Annotated in this window: 18 protein-coding genes; 3 read left to right on the forward strand and 15 right to left on the reverse strand. The window is 69.7% G+C overall.

Going from position 1 to position 18,368, the window contains the following annotated elements; genetic code table 11:
* The first annotated feature begins 166 nt into the window (after positions 1-166).
* Both gabT and ACZ4Z2_RS24185 read left to right on the forward strand, forming a co-directional pair.
* Complete coding sequence (gabT, locus tag ACZ4Z2_RS24180) at positions 167-1,510, forward strand: 4-aminobutyrate--2-oxoglutarate transaminase (RefSeq protein WP_468078736.1); 1,344 nt, start codon at positions 167-169, stop codon at positions 1,508-1,510.
* 217 nt (positions 1,511-1,727) lie between these two features.
* Positions 1,728-2,588, forward strand: a complete 861-nt coding sequence (locus tag ACZ4Z2_RS24185) for a phosphatase PAP2 family protein (protein ID WP_468078812.1) — start codon at positions 1,728-1,730, stop codon at positions 2,586-2,588.
* Here the strand turns inward: ACZ4Z2_RS24185 and ACZ4Z2_RS24190 are convergent.
* The 14 genes from ACZ4Z2_RS24190 to ACZ4Z2_RS24255 all read right to left on the reverse strand — a co-directional run bounded on the left by ACZ4Z2_RS24190 (position 2,566) and on the right by ACZ4Z2_RS24255 (position 16,409).
* Complete coding sequence (locus ACZ4Z2_RS24190; RefSeq protein ID WP_468078737.1) at positions 2,566-2,859, reverse strand: Dabb family protein; 294 nt, start codon at positions 2,857-2,859, stop codon at positions 2,566-2,568. The genes ACZ4Z2_RS24185 and ACZ4Z2_RS24190 overlap by 23 nt on opposite strands.
* Positions 2,856-4,037 carry an aminotransferase class I/II-fold pyridoxal phosphate-dependent enzyme gene (locus tag ACZ4Z2_RS24195; protein ID WP_468078738.1) on the reverse strand — a complete coding sequence of 394 codons (1,182 nt, stop codon included), beginning with the start codon at positions 4,035-4,037 and terminating at the stop codon, positions 2,856-2,858. Before ACZ4Z2_RS24195 ends, ACZ4Z2_RS24190 begins: the two co-directional genes overlap by 4 nt.
* Positions 4,027-5,346, reverse strand: coding sequence for an MFS transporter (locus ACZ4Z2_RS24200; protein ID WP_468078739.1), 1,320 nt, complete (start codon positions 5,344-5,346; stop codon positions 4,027-4,029). Before ACZ4Z2_RS24200 ends, ACZ4Z2_RS24195 begins: the two co-directional genes overlap by 11 nt.
* Positions 5,347-5,430: 84 nt before the next feature.
* Positions 5,431-6,204, reverse strand: coding sequence for an SDR family NAD(P)-dependent oxidoreductase (locus ACZ4Z2_RS24205; protein WP_468078740.1), 774 nt, complete (start codon positions 6,202-6,204; stop codon positions 5,431-5,433).
* Entirely contained in the window at positions 6,201-6,968 is a 768-nt protein-coding gene (locus tag ACZ4Z2_RS24210) for an SDR family oxidoreductase (RefSeq protein ID WP_468078741.1), read from the reverse strand. Before ACZ4Z2_RS24210 ends, ACZ4Z2_RS24205 begins: the two co-directional genes overlap by 4 nt.
* The gene (locus ACZ4Z2_RS24215; RefSeq protein ID WP_468078742.1) at positions 6,965-7,666 is read right to left on the reverse strand and encodes a cupin domain-containing protein; all 702 of its coding nucleotides are present in this window, start codon (positions 7,664-7,666) and stop codon (positions 6,965-6,967) included. The genes ACZ4Z2_RS24210 and ACZ4Z2_RS24215 overlap by 4 nt, the downstream gene beginning before the upstream one ends.
* Positions 7,647-8,279: a type 2 periplasmic-binding domain-containing protein gene (locus ACZ4Z2_RS24220; RefSeq protein ID WP_468078743.1), complete on the reverse strand. Its 633-nt coding sequence runs from the start codon at positions 8,277-8,279 to the stop codon at positions 7,647-7,649. The genes ACZ4Z2_RS24215 and ACZ4Z2_RS24220 overlap by 20 nt, the downstream gene beginning before the upstream one ends.
* 253 nt (positions 8,280-8,532) lie before the next feature.
* Entirely contained in the window at positions 8,533-8,985 is a 453-nt protein-coding gene (locus ACZ4Z2_RS24225; protein WP_468078744.1) for a hypothetical protein, read from the reverse strand.
* 212 nt (positions 8,986-9,197) lie between these two features.
* Entirely contained in the window at positions 9,198-10,616 is a 1,419-nt protein-coding gene (locus ACZ4Z2_RS24230) for an NAD(P)/FAD-dependent oxidoreductase (protein ID WP_468078745.1), read from the reverse strand.
* A gap of 36 nt (positions 10,617-10,652) precedes the next feature.
* Positions 10,653-11,453, reverse strand: coding sequence for an ABC transporter permease (locus tag ACZ4Z2_RS24235; protein ID WP_468078746.1), 801 nt, complete (start codon positions 11,451-11,453; stop codon positions 10,653-10,655).
* On the reverse strand, positions 11,454-12,386 hold the full coding sequence (locus tag ACZ4Z2_RS24240) for an ABC transporter permease (protein ID WP_468078747.1): 933 nt from the start codon (positions 12,384-12,386) through the stop codon (positions 11,454-11,456). It lies immediately after the preceding gene.
* Positions 12,386-13,537, reverse strand: coding sequence for an ABC transporter ATP-binding protein (locus ACZ4Z2_RS24245; protein ID WP_468078748.1), 1,152 nt, complete (start codon positions 13,535-13,537; stop codon positions 12,386-12,388). The genes ACZ4Z2_RS24240 and ACZ4Z2_RS24245 overlap by 1 nt, the downstream gene beginning before the upstream one ends.
* Before the next feature lie 8 nt (positions 13,538-13,545).
* Positions 13,546-14,790, reverse strand: coding sequence for an ABC transporter substrate-binding protein (locus ACZ4Z2_RS24250; RefSeq protein WP_468078749.1), 1,245 nt, complete (start codon positions 14,788-14,790; stop codon positions 13,546-13,548).
* Between the two features lie 83 nt (positions 14,791-14,873).
* Positions 14,874-16,409: a gamma-aminobutyraldehyde dehydrogenase gene (locus ACZ4Z2_RS24255; RefSeq protein ID WP_468078750.1), complete on the reverse strand. Its 1,536-nt coding sequence runs from the start codon at positions 16,407-16,409 to the stop codon at positions 14,874-14,876.
* 211 nt (positions 16,410-16,620) lie between these two features.
* Between ACZ4Z2_RS24255 and ACZ4Z2_RS24260 the strand changes: the two genes are divergently transcribed.
* A complete protein-coding gene (locus ACZ4Z2_RS24260) occupies positions 16,621-17,187 on the forward strand; it encodes an NADAR family protein (RefSeq protein WP_468078751.1) in 567 nt (188 codons plus the stop codon).
* Positions 17,188-17,368: 181 nt separating this feature from the next.
* Here the strand turns inward: ACZ4Z2_RS24260 and ACZ4Z2_RS24265 are convergent.
* Positions 17,369-18,368: DUF4190 domain-containing protein (locus ACZ4Z2_RS24265; protein ID WP_468078752.1), on the reverse strand; the 1,000-nt coding region annotated here is incomplete at its 5' end.

Genomic DNA, 18,368 nt, shown 5'->3' on the forward strand with positions numbered 1-18,368 from the left:
CCTCGACAACGCCCACATGGAGCATGCCCAGCCCCCGGTCCCCGCCCTAGCCTGCGAGAAAAGAAGGCAAGCGTCTGAAAACGCCCGCGCTCGCCGGCCGCCACGAGCACCGGCCCCACCCCGTACGCCCGATGCCGTACCCACGCACGATCACCAGGGAGCTCCCATGACCGCCCTTCCGCCGCTTCCGCAGGAGCGCCGCGTAGTCACCGCCATTCCCGGACCGAAGTCGCAGGAGCTGCAGGCACGTCGTACCGCCGCGGTGGCGGCGGGCGTGGGCTCCGTGCTGCCGGTGTTCACCGCGCGCGCGGGCGGCGGGATCATCGAGGACGTGGACGGCAACCGGCTGATCGACTTCGGCTCGGGCATCGCCGTGACCAGCGTCGGCGCCTCCGCGGAGGCCGTCGTCCGCCGGGCCTCCGCCCAGCTCCAGGACTTCACGCACACCTGTTTCATGGTCACCCCGTACGAGGGCTACGTGGCGGTCGCCGAGGCCCTCGCCGAGCTGACCCCGGGCGACCACGCCAAGAAGTCCGCGCTGTTCAACTCGGGCGCCGAGGCCGTCGAGAACGCCGTGAAGATCGCGCGTGCGTACACCAGGCGGCAGGCCGTGGTCGTGTTCGACCACGGCTACCACGGCCGCACCAACCTCACGATGGCGCTCACCGCCAAGAACATGCCGTACAAGCACGGCTTCGGCCCGTTCGCCCCCGAGGTGTACCGCGTGCCCGTCGCCTACGGCTACCGCTGGCCGACCGGCCCGGAGAACGCGGGCCCGGAGGCCGCCGCCCAGGCCATCGACCAGATCAGCAAGCAGGTCGGCGCGGAGAACGTCGCCGCGATCATCATCGAGCCGGTCCTCGGCGAGGGCGGCTTCATCGAGCCCGCCAAGGGCTTCCTCCCGGCCATCAGCGAGTTCGCCTCCGACAACGGCATCGTCTTCGTCGCCGACGAGATCCAGTCGGGCTTCTGCCGCACCGGCCAGTGGTTCGCTTGCGAGGACGAGGGCATCGTCCCCGACCTGATCACCACCGCCAAGGGCATCGCCGGCGGTCTCCCGCTCGCCGCGGTCACCGGCCGCGCCGAGATCATGGACGCCGCCCACGCGGGCGGCCTCGGCGGCACCTACGGAGGCAACCCGGTCGCCTGCGCGGGCGCCCTCGGCTCCATCGAGACGATGAAGGAGCTCGACCTCAACGCCAAGGCCAAGAACATCGAGGCGATCATGAAGTCGCGCCTCACCGCCATGGCCGAGAAGTTCGACGTCATCGGCGACGTCCGGGGCCGCGGCGCCATGATCGCCATCGAGCTGGTCAAGGACCGTACGACCAAGGAGCCGAACCCGGAGGCGACCGCCGCGCTGGCGAAGGCATGCCACCAGGAGGGCCTGCTGGTCCTGACCTGTGGCACCTACGGCAACGTGCTGCGCTTCCTGCCGCCGCTGGTCATCGGCGAGGACCTCCTGAACGAGGGCCTCGACATCATCGAGCAGGCGTTCACCCGCATCTGAGCCCCCGGCGCGCATACGGAACCCCCCGTCCGCCTCCGACGTCACACGCTTCCCGGAACCGGAATCCGGCCCCGGATTCCGGTGCCTGTGGGCAAGCGTCGGACGGCGTGAAGAAGGTGTGCAAAGTGCATGTCGGGTCGTGTTTTCGCCTGTCGCCGCCGCACTGCCTGTCGTAGGTTCGGAGCAGATGAGAGATACACCCCGCCCGCAGGGGACTGTGGGCGACACCCGGTCGGGGCCTCCCCAGCTTCGTCCGGGTCGTGCCCTCGCGCACACAACCGGAGCTTCCGGCTCCGGATCTCCTCACCGATCGGATGGCCGCTCGCCCCAAACCCCCCGGGGCGCGCGGCACACCGATCCGGACGGCCGCTCTCGAACCACCCCCCCTGTTCGAGAGCGGCCGACCATTTCCTCCGGCCGTCGCGCCGGACTCCTCGGACTCCACGCACTTCACGGACTCCGGGGAGTCCTCCTTCTCGGCCTTCCCGGCCTTCTCTTCGCGCTGATCACCTGGCAGGTCGTCGCGCACGGCCCGCTGGCCCGCGCGGACGAACGCCTCAGCGGCTCCCTTGTGCGGCGCGGCGCCGCCGCGCAGTTCCTCGCCGACCTCGGCAATGTCACGGTCGCCGTGCCGGTGCTCGCGCTCGTCCTGGTGTACGTCGCATGGCGCACGCGTGCCACCGGTACGGACCACTGGTGGCGACCCGCCGCCGGCGCCGCCGCGCTCATGGCGGCCGTACCGCTCTGGGTGGTCCCGCTGAAGGAGCTGGTCGCCCGACCCGGCCCGCCGGTCATGGGCCCGGGCACGGGCTTCTACCCGTCCGGTCACACGGCGACCGCCGCCGTCGCGTACGGCGCCGCCGCCCTGCTCCTGCTGCCCGTGCTGCGCGGCGCCCCGGCGCGCGTCGCCGCCGTATCCTGCGCGGTCGTCCTCAACCTCGGCGTCGGCGCCGGCCTGGTGCGCCAGGGCTACCACTGGCCGCTCGACGTGCTGGCGAGCTGGTGCGTGTGCGCGCTGCTCCTCACCGCGCTGGGCCACTGGTCGAACCGGGGCGTCAGGTCTCGACGTCGACGATGACCCAGTCGGCGATCTCTCGCCAGAGCTGGGCCGATCGCCGGTGGAACGGATGGTCCAGGTAGCGGTCGACGGCCGGGATGTCGTCCAGGACCCCCTCGGCGTAGAAGTCGTAGGCGACGGCCCGGGTGGACACGTTGCGTCCGCAGTGCCATTCATGGAGTCCGGGCACCTCGCTGCCCACTTTCGCGGTGGACTGCTCCGCCTCGACGGCGCGCGGGTCGTTCCAGTCGATCCCCGGCTTGAACCGGAACAGGACGACGTGGCGTATCACAGAGGGTCTCCCGTGGATCGTGAGAAGGCGGCGAGCCGGGCGACGGCCTCGCGGAGGCGCTCCTCGGGGGCCAGCAGGCTGACCCGTACGTATCCTTCGCCGTGCGCGCCGAACCAGTGGCCGGGCGCCACGGCGACCTTGGCCCGGGTGAGGAGGTCGTCGGCGAACTCGGCGGACTTCTGGCGGCCGGGGATCGGCAGCCAGGCGAAGATCGACCGGGGCACGTCGATGGGCCATCCGGCGTCGCGCACCCCGGCGACGAAGACGTCGCGGCGTCGTTCGTAGACCGCCGTCAGCTCGTCGACGCAGTCCTGGGGACCGGTGAGTGCCGCGACGGCGGCGCGCTGGATGAACGGCGGGAGCGAGACGTAGTAGTGCTCCTGGAGGAGGTTGATCGCGGCGATGACGTCGCGGTTGCCGACCACGGCTCCGATCCGCCAGCCGGCCATGTTGAACATCTTCGACAGCGAGACGAACTCGACACCGACGTCCTTCGCCCCGTCCGTCTCCAGGAAGGAGACGGGCCGCTCGCCGTCGAAGCCCAGTGCCCCGTAGGCGAAGTCGGACGCCACGATCACCTGGTGTGCGGCGGCGAAGCGGACGGTCTCGGCGTAGAAGTCCGGCGGGGCCGTCACCGAGGTGGGGTTGTTGGGGTAGTTCAGGAACATCAGCTTGGCCTGCGCGCGGGTGGCCGGGTCCAGCTCGGCGTAGTCGGGCAGGAAGCCGTTCTCCCGGCGCAGCGGCAAGGGGCGCATGTCCGCCCGGGCGAGGACCACGCCCGCCCAGTAGTCCGGGAAGGCCGGGTCGGGCATCAGGCACACGTCGCCCGGGTCGAGGAAGCACTGGCTGATCTCCACCAGGCCCGCCTTGGCGCCGAACAGGATCGCGACCTCGGTCTCGGGGTGCAGTCGGACGCCGTGGTGGGCCGCGTACCAGCCGCTGATCGCGGTCTTGAGTTCGAGCAGGCCGGAGAAGGAGCCGTACCGGTGGGTGGCCGGGTCGAGCACCTCCCTGCGCAGCGCTTCCACGATGTGCGGCGGGGTGGGCAGGTCGGGGTTGCCCTGGCACAGGTTGACGACGTCCTCGCCCGCGGCGACGAGCTGGTCGATCCTGGCCACGGTCGTGGCGAAGGAGCTTCTGGGCAGGTCGCGGAGCCTGCGCGCGGTCTCAGTCCTCACGGGCCACGACCTTCGCTTCCCGGGTCCGGTCCTCGGCGGTCTCGGGAACCGGGGCCCCGTCGGCCCGCTGCTCCGCGGTCCGCTCGCCGCGGCTGTGGTGCGCCCAGCCGGTCAGCGCGAACGCGACGAGGGTGATGGCCGCGCACACCCAGCCGAGGGCGTCGAATCCGTACGCGGCGAACAGGGGGCCGAACACCGCCGCGCCGATGGCCACGCCGAGGTTGGTGGCGAGGCTGTAGAAGGCGAGGATCGCGCCTCGGTGCTGTTGCGAGCACTCGCTGAGCAGGGTGCTCAGCAGGGTGACCACGAGGCTCTGCATCGCCCCCCACAGGAACAGGCACACCACGAGGAGCGGCGTCCAGCGCGTGGCCTGCGGGATGAGCGCGAGGGCCGGTACGAGCCCCGCCAGCAGCCCGACGAGGACGCGCTCCTTGCCCCACTCGTCGGCCCACCGGCCGGTGAGGAAGCTGGTCGCGAAGCCCAGACCGTACAGAAGGATCATGATGCCGGTCATGGAGCTGCCCGTGCCGAAGCGGTACTGCAGGGCGCTGCCGAGGAAGGTGTACATGCCGTAGAAGCCCAGCATGTTCAGGAAGGTGGCGAGGACGTAGGTGGGCACGCGCGGCGCCAGGAAGGCGCGGGCCGCGTCCCGGACCCAGCCGCGCTCCGACGGCTCGACGGCTGCCCCTCCGTCCGGTGTCCCGCCTGCCGGGCCGGCGGCGGTGCCGCTTCCGCCGGCCCGGACCAGTACCAGGGTCACGAGGGCACCGAGGATCGCGAGCAGCCCGAACGTCCAGCGCCAGCCGACCCAGCCGCCGACGAAGGATCCCATCGGCACGCCGAGCACGAGCGACAGCGACCAGCTCGACACGATGATCCCCATGGCCCGGCCGCGGTGCCGGTAGGGGATCTGGTCACCGACGAAGGCGTAGGCCGTCGGTACGAAGGCGCCCGTCGCCAGACCGGCCAGTGCCCGTCCGGTGAACAGCAGGGCCGGTGAGGGGGCGAGCGCGCACAGGACGGTCCCCAGGACGAACATCGTCATCCCGATCGTCAGGCTGACCCGGCGTGACATGCGGTCCCCGAGGGGAGCGAAGATCAGGGCACCGACCGCCGTCGCGACGCCGTACACGGTGACGGACAGCGCCATGAGGGCCACGGAGGTGCGGAACGAGTCGGCCATCCCCACGAGCAGCGGTGAGACCACCAGCTCCTCCGAGCCGACCGCGAAGATCCCCGCCATCAGGGCGAGCACGGTCAGCAGCGGGAACCCGCCAGGGCGCTCCTCGCCGTTCAATCGGTCCGACACGCGGCCAGCCTTTCTTTCTTCGGGTGCGGGGGATGACCTCGGGGCGAGGCTGTGCGGGGACCGTGGAGAGTCCTCGGCGGGCTTCTAGATGGCCGTGTAGCCGCCGTCGACGGTGAGGGCGGTGCCCGTGATGAACGACGACTTGTCCGACGCGAGGAAGAGGATCGCGTTCGCGACGTCCTCGGGCGTGCCCAGCCGGCCGATCGGATTCAGCTTGGCCTTCTCCGCCTTGACGGCGTCGTCATGGCCGTTGGAGACGTCCGTCATCGGGGTGTCGATGATGCTGGGGCAGACGCAGTTCGCCCGGATGTTGTGCTGCGCGTAGTCGATGGCGAGCGACTTGGTGAGCATCAGCACGCCGCCCTTGGTGGAGTTGTAGGCGGCTATGCCGGGCCAGGCCACCAGGCCGCTGACGGAGCAGACGTTCACGATGGCCCCGCCGTCGGCGGCCGACATCATCTGGCGCAGGGTGTGCTTGGAGCACAGGAACATGCTCTTCAGGTTGGTGTCGACCAGCCGGTCCCACTCGTGCTCCTGCATCTCGTGCAGGGGTGTGGTGACTTCGATGCCGGCGTTGTTCACGAGGACGTCGAGTCGGCCGAAGGTCTGGGTTGCGGTGGCGACGAGGTGGGCGCAGTCCGCCTCGACGGTGAGATCCGTCGGCACGAAGACGGCGTCGAGTCCTTCGTCCGTGAGCTGCGCGACGACGCCTTCACCGCCTTTCTCGTCGATGTCCGCGACGACGACCTTCGCGGACTGCCGAGCGAACTCGATCGCCGTCCGGCGGCCGATTCCGGATGCCGCGCCGGTGACGATGACCACCTTGTCCTTGAACGCCACGAACCCGTCTCCTCTCATACGCATGTCATGTGGCCGCCGTCGACGGAGATCTGCTGCCCCGTCACATAGGAGGCTTCGTCGGACGCCAGGAACCCGACGAGGGCGGCGACCTCCTCGGCCGTGCCCGGCCGGTCCATGGGGATGGACCGCCGCATCCGGTCCTCGGCCTCCTGCGGCGGGATCCCCTGGGAGCGACTCATGTGCCGCACGGCACGGTCGTATCGCTGGGTGCGGATGACCCCGGGGTGCACACAGTTCACGGTCACCCCGTGCGGGGCGTACTGGCTCGCCAGATACTTGCTGGCGTTCGCGACGGCCGCGTTCACCAGGCCGGAGAGGAACAATCCGGGGGCGGGTTCCTTTCCGGCGTTTCCGACGACGTTCACGATGCGCCCGAAGCCGTCGCGCATCATGAGCGGTGCCACGTTCTTGATCAGATCCAGGTACGGGACGAGTTTCTGCTCCATGGCGAGACCGACGTCGTCGGCCGACACACTGTCGAAGGCGCCCGGCGCCGGGCCGGGCGCGTTGTTGACCAGCACGTCGATCCTTCCGAACCGGCGTTCCGTCTCACGGACGAGTTCGGTACGGAAAGCGGGCGAGGTGATGTCTCCCGCCATCACGTACGGGGTGGGTCCGCCCGCTGATTCCGCAGCGACCTTTTCCAGGTCGCTCCTGTTCCGGGCGCACAGGACCGTCGTGTAGCCGGTCGAATTCAGGCGCAGCGCCGTCGCCCGTCCGATACCGCGGCCGGCCCCCAGGACGAGTGCCAGTCGGGTCACTCGCTTTCCTGTCCCGTGGCCGGCTTCGGAACCCGGTGATAGCGCGGCGGGATGAAGATGTTGAGGGAACGCGCCAGGGCGGTGTTGGGGTTCGCCGCCCCGTGCCCCTCCTGGCTCGCGCAGAAGTAGGTGCCGCCGAACAGCAATTCATGCCGTGCGCCCTCGACGGTCATCTCGTAGCGCCCTTCCAGGCACGTGCCGATCTGCTCGTGCGAGTGCTTGTGATAGGGCATCTCGCCACCGGCCGGAATATCGGCGATCATCAGCTCGATCCAGTCCGCCAGGAAGAACGTCACGTCCATGCCGACGAACTTGCGCGACTCCAGCGGTTCGAGGAAATAGCCGCTGGGGGCGGGGTAGCTCTCCCCCGGCTTGTTGCGCTTGATCACCAGCAGAACGGTCTCCTCGGCGGACGTGTTCGTCACGGAGAGGCTCGCGCCGGGCGGGGCGACGAAGACGTCGTGCTCGGCCGCCATCGTCTTCGTCACGTCCTCGACCGTCACGGCGAGTTCCCCGCGCACGACGATCCCGACCCGCGCCCACGCCGTCGACGCCTCGTCCAGCACGGCTCCGGGCGCCAGGTAGGACAGGCGCACCTCGGTGTCGTCACGCCGGTAGGAATCGCTGCGCACGCCGTTCTCGTGCAGCAGCGCGTCGGCGACCGGGAAGAAGGGGATTTCACGCACACCGGTGGTCATGGCCATCCTTCTTCCGCGAGAAAACGGTCCAGGTCATGGGGATACGCGAGAATCTCTGGACGAACTTCAGGTTGTACTGCTCGACCGCCTGCTCGTTCGTCAGCGCGATGTTGTAATGCCCGTCGGCGACGCGGCCGGCGGCCTGGCTCGTGGAGGTCACGGTCGCGACCTTCACGGGTCCGGCGACATGGTGTTCGAGCATCGGGACAGGAGCGGGGTGACTGACGACCGTGTCGGTGCGCAGCACTTCTTCGTCGAATGCGAAGTCGGGCCGGGTGGCGAGACCGTATTCCGGCGTGCTCCCATGAAATACGCTGACCGGCCGCAGGCCCGGGTGCATGTAGAACGCGTTTATCCTCGAGTAGGCGTGGGGTACCAGTGCGAGGTCTATGAGGCCGTCGACGAGGGCGTCCAGGCACCGCTCGAACGTGTCTTCAAGGGCTATCTCGCAACCCTCGGGATCGCCTATGCACCGCAGCATCATCCGGGCGATGTGCTCGCTGCTCGTGCCTTCCGGTCCCAATGTCCCGATCTTGACGGACCGGGCGGGATCCAGGGGAAAGAGCGCCATGAGCGCCTGCTTCTCGATTCCAGGGATCCGTAATAATTCCATGACCACCTCCATTCTCCGGTCTGGGCCAGTTGGCTGGCACACCGATCTCGGGATGGACTGGAGCTTAAGGCACTCAGTTGAGCCGTTCAAGTGCGAACTTGACGGCCTTTGTTTCCCTTTTGTTTCGTCCGGACTAATCAAGGGCCAATCAAGTCATTGGCGCAAATCCATTCCCCTCCTGCCGCACCAGGAGGCCCCGAGCCGCCGGTCGGGACGTCCGCCGTCCCGACACGCCGCTCGGGGCCCTCCGTGCTCAACGGTCCTGGTCCCTGGCGAGGCCCGCCGCCGCCTCGTGCATCGCCAGTTCCAGCAGGGCCGGGTCGGTGAGGGTGCCGGTGCCGTCCGGGGGGACCAGCCAGCGGACACCGCCGGACTGCCGGCCGGGGTACGGCACCACGATCCAGGTGCCGCGGCCCGCGCTGCGCACCCCGGTCCCGAGCCAGCGGGACGCGGTGCCCGGGGGCACGAAGAAGCCCATGCGGTCGTCGCCGAAGTCGACGAGCACGGGCCCGGGTTGGTCGATGATGCGGGTCAGGACGTCCAGCGTGGGGTAGCCCAGTTCCCCCGGCAGGATCAGGACGTCCCAGGCCCGGCCCGCCGGGAGCAGGGTGACTCCCAAGGGGTTGCGTTCCCAGTCCCAGCGGCAGGCGTCGGGATCCGGCGCCACGGATGCCAGCCACTCGACCGCCGTCTTGGCCCCAGTCATGACGGGGACCTCCCTCTCTGTAGAGCTCCGTCGGACGCGGAATCGCGTCAGGAGCACAGACAGCGGTGCCGGGCGGGCATTACGCGGGTTTCCCCCATGAGTTGGTGGTGAATCCGATGACGGCATTCGAGCTGGGCGTACGCCTGTGCCGGCACGGCGTACGCCCATGGTTCACGAGAGCTTCGGTTGCGCCCCCTCCATCCTGCGCGGTGTCAGCTGTCGAAGCCCAGCCCCAGGCGGTCCATGGCTTTCAGCCAGAGATTGCGCCGGCCGCCGTGGGAGTCGGCGCGGGCGAGGGACCACTTGGTCAGGGCGATACCGGTCCAGGCGAACGGTTCCGGCGGGAACGGCAGCGGCTTCTTGCGCACCATCTCCAGTTCGGTGCGCTCCGTGCGCTCCCCCGCGAGCAGGTCGAGCATGACCTCCGCGCCGAACCGGGTGGCGCCCACGCCCAGCCCGGTGTACCCGGCCGCGTAGGCGACCTTGCCCTGGTGGGCGGTACCGAAGAACGCCGAGAAGCGGGAGCAGGTGTCGATGGCGCCGCCCCAGGCGTGGGTGAAGCGGACGCCCTCCAGCTGCGGGAAGCAGGTGAAGAAGTGGACGGCGAGCTTGGCGTACGTCTCGGGCCGGTCGTCGTACTCGGCGCGCACCCGGCCGCCGTACGGGTAGATGGCGTCGTAGCCGCCCCACAGGACGCGGTTGTCGGCGGACAGCCGGAAGTAGTGGAACTGGTTGGCGGAGTCCCCGAGCCCCTGTCTGTTCTTCCAGCCGATCGACGCCAGTTGGTCGGCGGTGAGCGGCTCGGTCATGAGGGCGTAGTCGTAGACCGGGACGGTGTACGCGCGGACGCGCTTGACCAGGCTGGGGAAGATGTTGGTGCCGAGGGCCACCTGACGGGCCCGGACCTGGCCGTACGGGGTGCGGACGGCCATGCCGGCGCCGTACGCCTTCAGACTGAGCGCGGGAGTGTGCTCGTAGACGCGCACGCCGAGCTTCACACAGGCGCGCTTGAGGCCCCAGGCGAGCTTGGCTGGGTGCAGCATGGCCACGCCCCGGCGGTCGTGGAGCCCGGCCTCGAAGGTCGGTGACGCCACCTGCTCGCGGACGGCGTCCGCGTCGAGGAACTCGATGCCGTCGGCGAGGCCCCTGCGGCTGATCTCGTCGTACCAGTCCCGCAGTTCCCACGCCTGGTAGGTCTCGGTGGCGACATCGATCTCACCGGTGCGTTCGAAGTCGCAGTCGAGGTCGTGCCGGGCGACCGCCGCCTCGATCTCGTCGAGGTTGCGGGCGCCCAGCTCCTCCAGCTTGTGGATCTCGTCCGGCCAGCGGCTGAGACCGTTGGCCAGACCGTGGGTGAGGGACGCGGCGCAGAAGCCGCCGTTGCGGCCGGAGGCGGCCCAGCCCACCTCACGGCCTTCCAGCAGGACGACATCCCGCCCGGGGTCGCGCTCCTTGGCGATGAGCGCGGTCCACAGTCCGCTGTAGCCGCCGCCGACGACCAGCAGGTCGCAGGTCTCGGCGCCGGTGAGGGCGGGTTCGGGGTGGGGCTTGCCGGGGTCTTCGAGCCAGTACGGGACCGGCTGTGCGTCGGAGAGAGACTTTGTCCAACGGTTCATGGCGCTTGGGGCCATGATTTCAACTCCCTACGAGAATTCCGACGGGCGACGTTATGCCTTCTGCCGCTTTCTGCGGTTCGTGACGACCATTCCGGCCACCACGAACAGTACGGCGATCAGGAACATGGCTGTGCCGATGACATTGATCTGGACGGGCGTTCCGCGCTGCGCCGAACCCCAGACGAACATGGGGAAGGTGACGGTCGAGCCCGCGTTGAAATTGGTGATGATGAAGTCGTCGAAGGAGAGCGCGAAGGCGAGGAGCGCGCCCGCCGCGATACCGGGGGCGGCGATCGGCAGGGTGACGCGCAGGAACGTCTGGACGGGGCCGGCGTACAGGTCCCGCGCGGCCTCCTCCAGCCGCGGGTCCATCGACATCACGCGCGCCTTGACGGCGACGACGACGAAGCTGAGGCAGAACATGATGTGGGCGATGAGGATCGTCCAGAAGCCCAACTGAGCACCCAGATTGAGGAAGAGGGTGAGCAGCGAGGCGGCCATCACGACCTCGGGCATCGCCATCGGCAGGAAGATCAGCGAGTTGACGGCACCCCGCGCGCGGAAGCGGTAGCGGACGAGCGCGAAGGCGATCAGGGTGCCGAGGACCGTCGCCCCGAGGGTCGCCCAGGCGGCGAGCTGGAGGCTGAGCGCGAGCGAGCCGCACAGGTCGGCGACGCCGCACGGGTCGCTCCAGGCGGCCGTGGAGAATTCCTGCCACTCGTAGTTGAAACGGCCCTTCGGCTGGTTGAAGGAGAAGACCGTGACCACGACATTCGGCAGGAGGAGATAGCCGAGGGTGAGCAGTCCCGCGAGGACGACGAGATGCCGCTTGAGCCAGTTCAGGAAGGCCATTTAAACCAGATCCTCCGTCCCGGACCTGCGGATGTAGACCGTGACCATGATGAGGATCGCGGCCATGAGGATGAACGAGAGGGCCGCCGCCGTCGGATAGTCGAGAATCCGCAGGAACTGGCTCTGGATGACGTTGCCGATCATCTGGGTGTTGGTGGAGCCGAGGAGTTCGGCGTTCACGTAGTCACCGCTGGCGGGGATGAAGGTCAGCAGCGTCCCGGAGACGACACCGGGCATGGACAGCGGGAAGGTGACCTTGCGGAAGGTGGTGAAGGGGGTGGCGTAGAGGTCGCCCGCCGCCTCGTGCAGCCGTCCGTCGATGCGCTCCAGCGAGGTGTAGAGCGGCAGGATCATGAACGGCAGGAAGTTGTACGTGAGGCCGCAGACCACCGCGAGCGGCGTGGCCAGCACACGGTCGCCCGCCGTGAGGCCGAGCCAGCTGGTGACGTCCAGGACGTGCAGCGAGTTGAGGGCGCCGACCACCGGGCCGCCGTCCGCGAGGATCGTCTTCCAGGCGAGGGTGCGGATCAGGAAGCTGGTGAAGAACGGCGCGATCACCAGGATCAGGATCAGATTGCGCCAGCGTCCCGCGCGGAACGCGATCAGATACGCCAGCGGGTAGCCCAGGAGCAGGCACAGGAACGTCGCCGTGCCGGCGTAGAGCACCGAGCGCAGGAACTGCGGGTAGTACTCGCCGAGCGCGTCCCAGTAGGTCGCGAAGTGCCAGGTGACCCGGTAGCCCTCCTCCAGGGAGCCCGTCTGCACGGACGTGGACGCCTGGTAGACCATCGGCATCGCGAAGAAGACGAGCAGCCAGATCAGACCGGGCGCGAGGAGCAGGTACGGCGTCCAGCGGCCCCTTCTGCGGGGCGGCTTTCTTGTCGGTACGGGGGCCAGGGGCGGTGGCGCCTCGGCTTCGGCGAGGGTCGACATCACAGGGCCGCCCCCTCTTCCACGCCCGCGTCGATGTCCTGCGCGGCGTCCAGGCCGAACGTGTGGGCCGGGCTCCAGTGCAGGACGACGTCGGCACCGGGGACGAGGCGGGCGTCGCGCTCGACGTTCTGCACGTACACCTCGAACTCGGGGCAGACCGAGCTGTCGATGACGTACTGCGTGGAGACGCCGATGAAACTGGTCGCGGCGATCTTCCCGGTGACGCGGTTGCGGCCGACGGGAATCTCGCCCGCGTCGTCCGCGTGGGAGAGGGTGATCTTCTCGGGGCGGATGCCGACGAGGACCTTGCCGCCGGTGGTGGCGGGCGCCGCACATCGCGCCTCGGGCAGGACGAGCTTGCCGTCGCCCGCCTTCAGCACGATCTCCTCGCCGCTCCTGGAGTCGACCTCGGCCTCGATGAGGTTGGAGGTGCCGAGGAAGTTGGCGACGAAGGTGGTCCTCGGGTTCTCGTACAGGTCGGCCGGGGAGCCGAGCTGCTCGACCCGGCCGCCGTTCATCACGGCGACCGTGTCGGCCATGGTCATGGCCTCCTCCTGGTCGTGCGTGACGTGGATGAACGTGATGCCGACCTCGGTCTGTATGCGCTTCAGCTCCAGCTGCATCTGGCGGCGCAGCTTGAGGTCGAGGGCGCCGAGCGGCTCATCGAGGAGCAGCACCTTGGGGTGGTTGATCAGGGCGCGGGCGACGGCGACGCGCTGCTGCTGGCCGCCCGAGAGCTGGTGCGGTTTCTTGCGCGCCTGCTCGCCGAGCTGGACCAGGTCCAGCATCTCGTCGACCTGCTTCTTCACGCTCTTGAGGCCGCGCCGGCGCAGTCCGAAGGCGACGTTCTCGAAGATGTCGAGGTGCGGGAAGAGGGCGTACGACTGGAAGACGGTGTTGACCGGCCGCTTGTACGGGGGGAGGTTCGTCACGTCCTGGTCGCCCAGCGACACCGTGCCCTGGGACGGTTCCTCCAGGCCGGCGATCATCCGCAGCGTGGTGGTCTTGCCGCAGCCGGAGGCGCCGAGAAGGGCGAAGAAGGAACCTTCCGGCACGGTCAGGTCGAGCGGGTGCACGGCGGTGAAGGAGCCGTAGGTCTTGCCGATGCCGGACAGACGGACGTCACCGCTGCTGTTCTGTGTGGTCTTCATGGTCCTCGTCACGCCCCCGTCAGCTTCGCGAACTTCTCTTCGTACGCCGTCTCTTCCTTCTGGGTGAGGGAGCGGAAGGCGCGGGACTTGGCCGCCATGGCGGCGTCGGGGATGATCAGCGGGTTGTTCGCCGCGTCCTCGTCGATCCTGGCCAGCTCCGCCTTCACCCCGTCGACGGGGCACACGTAGTTGATGTACGCGGCGAGTTCGGCGGCCGGCTTCGGCTCGTAGTAGTAGTCGATCAGCCGTTCGGCGTTGGTCTTGTGGCGGGCCTTGTTCGGGATCAGCAGGTTGTCGGTCGAGGTCATGTAGCCGCTGTCGGGGATGACGAAGTCGACGTCCGGGGTGTCGGCCTTGAGCTGGACGACGTCACCGGCCCACGCGATACAGGCCGCGATGTCGCCCTTGCTCAGGTCGGAGGTGTAGTCGTTGCCGGTGAAGCGGCGGATCTGGCCCTTGTCCACGGCCTTCTGCAGGCGGGCGATCGCCGCGTCGTAGTCGTCGTCGGAGAACTTCGCCGGGTCCTTGCCCATGTCCAGCAGGGTCATCCCGATGCTGTCGCGCATCTCGGACAGGAAACCGATGCGGCCCTTCAGCTTCGGGTTGTCGAGCATGTCGGAGACGGACTTCACCTCCTCGCCGTCGAGGGCCTTCCTGTTGTAGGCGATGACGGTCGAGATGCCCTGCCAGGGGTAGGAGTAGGCCCGCCCCGGGTCCCAGTCCGGGCTGCGGAACTGCTGGGAGAGGTTCGTGAAGGCGTGCGGCAGGTTGGACGCGTCCAGTTTCTGGACCCACCCGAAGCGGATCAGCCGGGCCGCCAGCCAGTCGGTGACGCAGATGAGGTCACGGCCGGTGGCCTGACCGGCGGCGAGCTGCGGCTTGATCTTGCCGAAGAACTCGACGTTGTCGTTGATGTCCTCGGTGTACTTGACCTTGATGCCGGTGCGCCGGGTGAACGCGTCGAGGCTCGGGTGGTGCTTGCCGCTGTCGTCGACGTCCATGTACTCGGTCCAGTTGGAGAAGGAGACCTCCTTCTCCTTGGCCGAGTGGTCCTCGGACGAGACACCCGCGGTGTTCTTCGCCGCGGGGATGCCGCAGGCGCTCAGCGTGCCGAGCGCGCCGACGGCGAGCGCGCCGCCCGTTCCGGCGCGCAGCAGTGAACGGCGGCTCAGTGAGGCCCTGCCGTTCCTGAGACTGCGCCGCATGGCGGCCACCTGGGCCGGGGACAGGCGGTCGGGCTCGTACTGCTCCATGCGCGTGATGCCCTTTCGGGAGGTGCCCTTTCGGGAGGGTGGCGAGGACCGGCCGGAGGTCGGGCGGCCGGTCCCCGGTCTGACTAGCGGTCCCCGAAGATCGTGCGGTGCCAGTCCTTCCTGACCACCGCCGTATTGTCGAACATGACGTGCTTGATCTGCGTGTACTCCTCGAACGAGTACGCCGACATGTCCTTGCCGAAGCCGGACGCCTTGTAGCCGCCGTGCGGCATCTCGCTGATGATCGGAATGTGGTCGTTGACCCACACGCACCCGGCCTTGATCTCCCGTGTCGCACGGCCCGCCCGATATACGTCGCGCGTCCACGCGGAGGCGGCGAGCCCGTACGGGGTGTCGTTGGCCAGGCGGATGCCCTCGTCGTCACTGTCGAAGGGCAGGACGACGAGAACGGGCCCGAAGATCTCCGACTGGACGATCTCGCTGTCCTGGGCGGCGTCGGCGACGAGAGTCGGACGGTAGTACGCACCCTTCGCGAGCGCCGCCTGCGGTGCTTCCCCGCCGGTGACCACGCGCGCGTACCCGCGTGCCCGGTCGACGAACCCGGCGACCCGGTCGCGCTGGACGTGCGAGATCAGCGGCCCGAGGTCGGTGCCCGGCGCGAAGGGGTCGCCCAGCCGGACGGTGTCCATGAGGGCGGCCGTCCGCTCGACGAACGCCTCGTAGAGGGGACGCTGCACGTACGCGCGCGTGGCGGCCGTGCAGTCCTGTCCGGTGTTGATGAGGGCGCCCGCGACGGCGCCGTGCACGGCGGCGTCCAGGTCCGCGTCGTCGAAGACGACGAAGGGCGCCTTGCCGCCGAGTTCCAGGTGGAGCCGCTTGACGGTCGCCGTGGCGATCTCGGCGACCCGCTTGCCGACGGCGGTGGAGCCGGTGAAGGACGTCATGGCCACGTCGGGGTGGCCGACCAGGTGCTCGCCGGCCACCCTGCCGGTGCCGGTGACGATGTTGATCACACCGTCGGGGATTCCGGCGTCGGTGGCGGCCTGCGCGAACAGCAGCGAGGTGAGCGGGGTCAGCTCGGCGGGCTTCAGGACGATCGTGTTGCCGGCGGCGACCGCCGGGAGGATCTTCCAGGCGGCCATCTGGAGGGGGTAGTTCCAGGGGGCGATGGAGCCGACGACACCGATGGGCTCACGCCGTACGTACGAGGTGTGGTCGCCGGAGTACTCGCCTGCGGACTGGCCCTGGAGGTGGCGGGCGGCGCCCGCGAAGAAGGCGGTGTTGTCGATGGTGCCGGGGACGTCGAACTCGCGGGTGAGCTTCAGCGGCTTCCCGCACTGCAGCGACTCGGCACGGGCGAGGTCCTCGGCCCGGTCGGCGAGCACGGCGGCGAACCGGTGCAGCGCGTCGGACCGCTCACCGGGGGTCGCCGCGGCCCAGCCGGGGAACGCCTGGCGGGCGGCGGCGACGGCCGCGTCCACGTCGCCGGTCCCGGCCAGCTCGTAGGTGAGGACCTCGTCGCCGGTGGCGGGGTCGACGACCGCGTGCGTGTGACCCGACGTGCCCTTCGTCAGACGGCCGGCGATGAACTGCGCGCCGGCCGCGAAGCGTTCCTGCGCGGGGAATCGGTCCGGGGCGGCGGTTCCCGGGTTCTGCATGTCGCTCTCCTCCGCCTTGCCCCCCTGCGTCCCGGGGGTGGGTGGCGTAGCTCCAGCTCGATTTGAGTGCCGATCCTGACAGAGGGATGGGGCATCAACAAGTGATTCCGTTGTTGCCTTTTGGTTACGCGACGGAATCTGTCGACCAGGTGTCCAGTCGCGGGCGAAAATCGGGGACGGTGTGTCAGTGGCGGGTGCCACACTCGTCGGCATGCTGAAGATCGATTCTTGGGACGCGCTGATCAGCGAGGTCCAGGCGGGGGCGAGGGTCAAGTACCTGCACTTCTGGGGGCACCGGCCACGGCCCGACGGCCGGGTGGGGCCGAGTTGTCTGAGTCAGTGGTGGCCGTCGCCGTTCACGGTGGACGGCGTGGAGTACGCGACGGCGGAGCACTGGATGATGGCGTCCAAGGCCCGGCTGTTCGGTGACGTGGAGGCGGAGCGCAAGGCCGTCGCGGCGTCGAGCCCCGCGATGGCCAAGAAGGTCGGGCGGCTGGTGCGCGGCTTCGACGAGGCGCTGTGGGAGCGGGAGCGCTTCGGCATCGTCGTCGAGGGCAGCGTCCACAAGTTCGCCGCGCACGACGATCTGCGGGCCTTCCTGCTGGGGACGAGGGGCCGCGTCCTCGTCGAGGCGAGCCCCCTGGACCGCGTCTGGGGCATCGGTCTCGCGGCGGACGACGAACGCGCGATGGACCCCGCGCGGTGGCGCGGCCCCAACCTGCTGGGCTTCGCCCTGATGACGGCACGGGAGCGGCTGCTCCGGGGTGACGAGGGGTAGCCGCGGCAGGCACGAGCGACCGGGGCGCCGGGGGCGGTCCGAGGGGAGGTCGGTCTGCGCGGAGGGGGTCTGCGGGGGAGGTCGGTCTGCGCGGAGGGGGTCTGCGGGGAAGGGGGGCGGTCTGCGCGGAGGGGGCGGCGCGGCGCCGAAGAGCTGGCCCAGGGTTGCCGACGTCTACGGGCTAGCGGCGCGGCGCCGTGAGGTGGGCGAGGGGCGGGGGCGTGCTCTCGGCCGGAAGGACCAGCGACAAGGAGGTGTCGTAGCCGCCGTCGTAGACGTCGGTGTCCGACTCGTCCGTGCCGTCCGGTGCCACGACGATCAGGACGAAGAAGCCGATGCCCATGAGGAAGCCGGCGATGCCGCAGATGATCCCGGCCAGCGCGTGCCCGGGGTTCGTCGCCTCGCCCCGGCTCACCTTGGCGCGACCGATGACACCGAAGATCACCGCCATCACGCCCAGCAGGATCGCGAGCGGCCACATGCAGAACAGGGTGGCCGCGCAGATCCCGAGGACCATCGAGGCGATGCCCATGCCGTTGCTCGGCGGGGGCGGCATGAGGGGCCAGCCGTAGCCGGAGCCGTGCGGATACCCGACGGCTCCGGTACCGCCCGCCGGGTACTGCGCGTACCCGTACGGGAACTGCCCGGGCCCGTCGGGACTGATCGGCGGCGGAGGCACGGGGACGCCGCCCGTCGCGCCGGGCAGGTGGGCGTGCAGGGTGTGGGCCGCCGGGTCCTGCCGGACGAAGGGGGCGCCGGGGCCGGGTATGGGCGTGGGCGGGGGGTAGGCGGCGTAGGGCACGGGCGAGGGCGCCGTGAATGCCGCCCCGTCGGAGGGCGGGGCGAAGGGGTTGCTCGGGGCGGGGCTGCCCTGCGGCGAGAGGTGCGGGGCCCCTGCGGGCGGGGCGAAGGGGTTGGCGGGGTGCTGCACCGACGCGGGTGAAGCCGCTCCGTCCGAGGGCGGAGCGAACGGGTTGCCCGGGGCGGGGCCCTGCGCGACCGGGTGCGGAGTCCCTGCGGGCGGGGCGAAGGGGTTGGCGGGGTGCTGCACCGACGCGGGTGAAGCCGCTCCGTCCGAGGGCGGGGCGAACGGGTTGCCCGGGGCGGGGCCCTGCGCGACCGGGTGCGGAGTCCCTGCGGGCGGGGCGAAGGGGTTGGCGGGGTGCTGCACCGACGCGGGT

Source organism: Streptomyces sp. NPDC030183 (assembly GCF_055573455.1).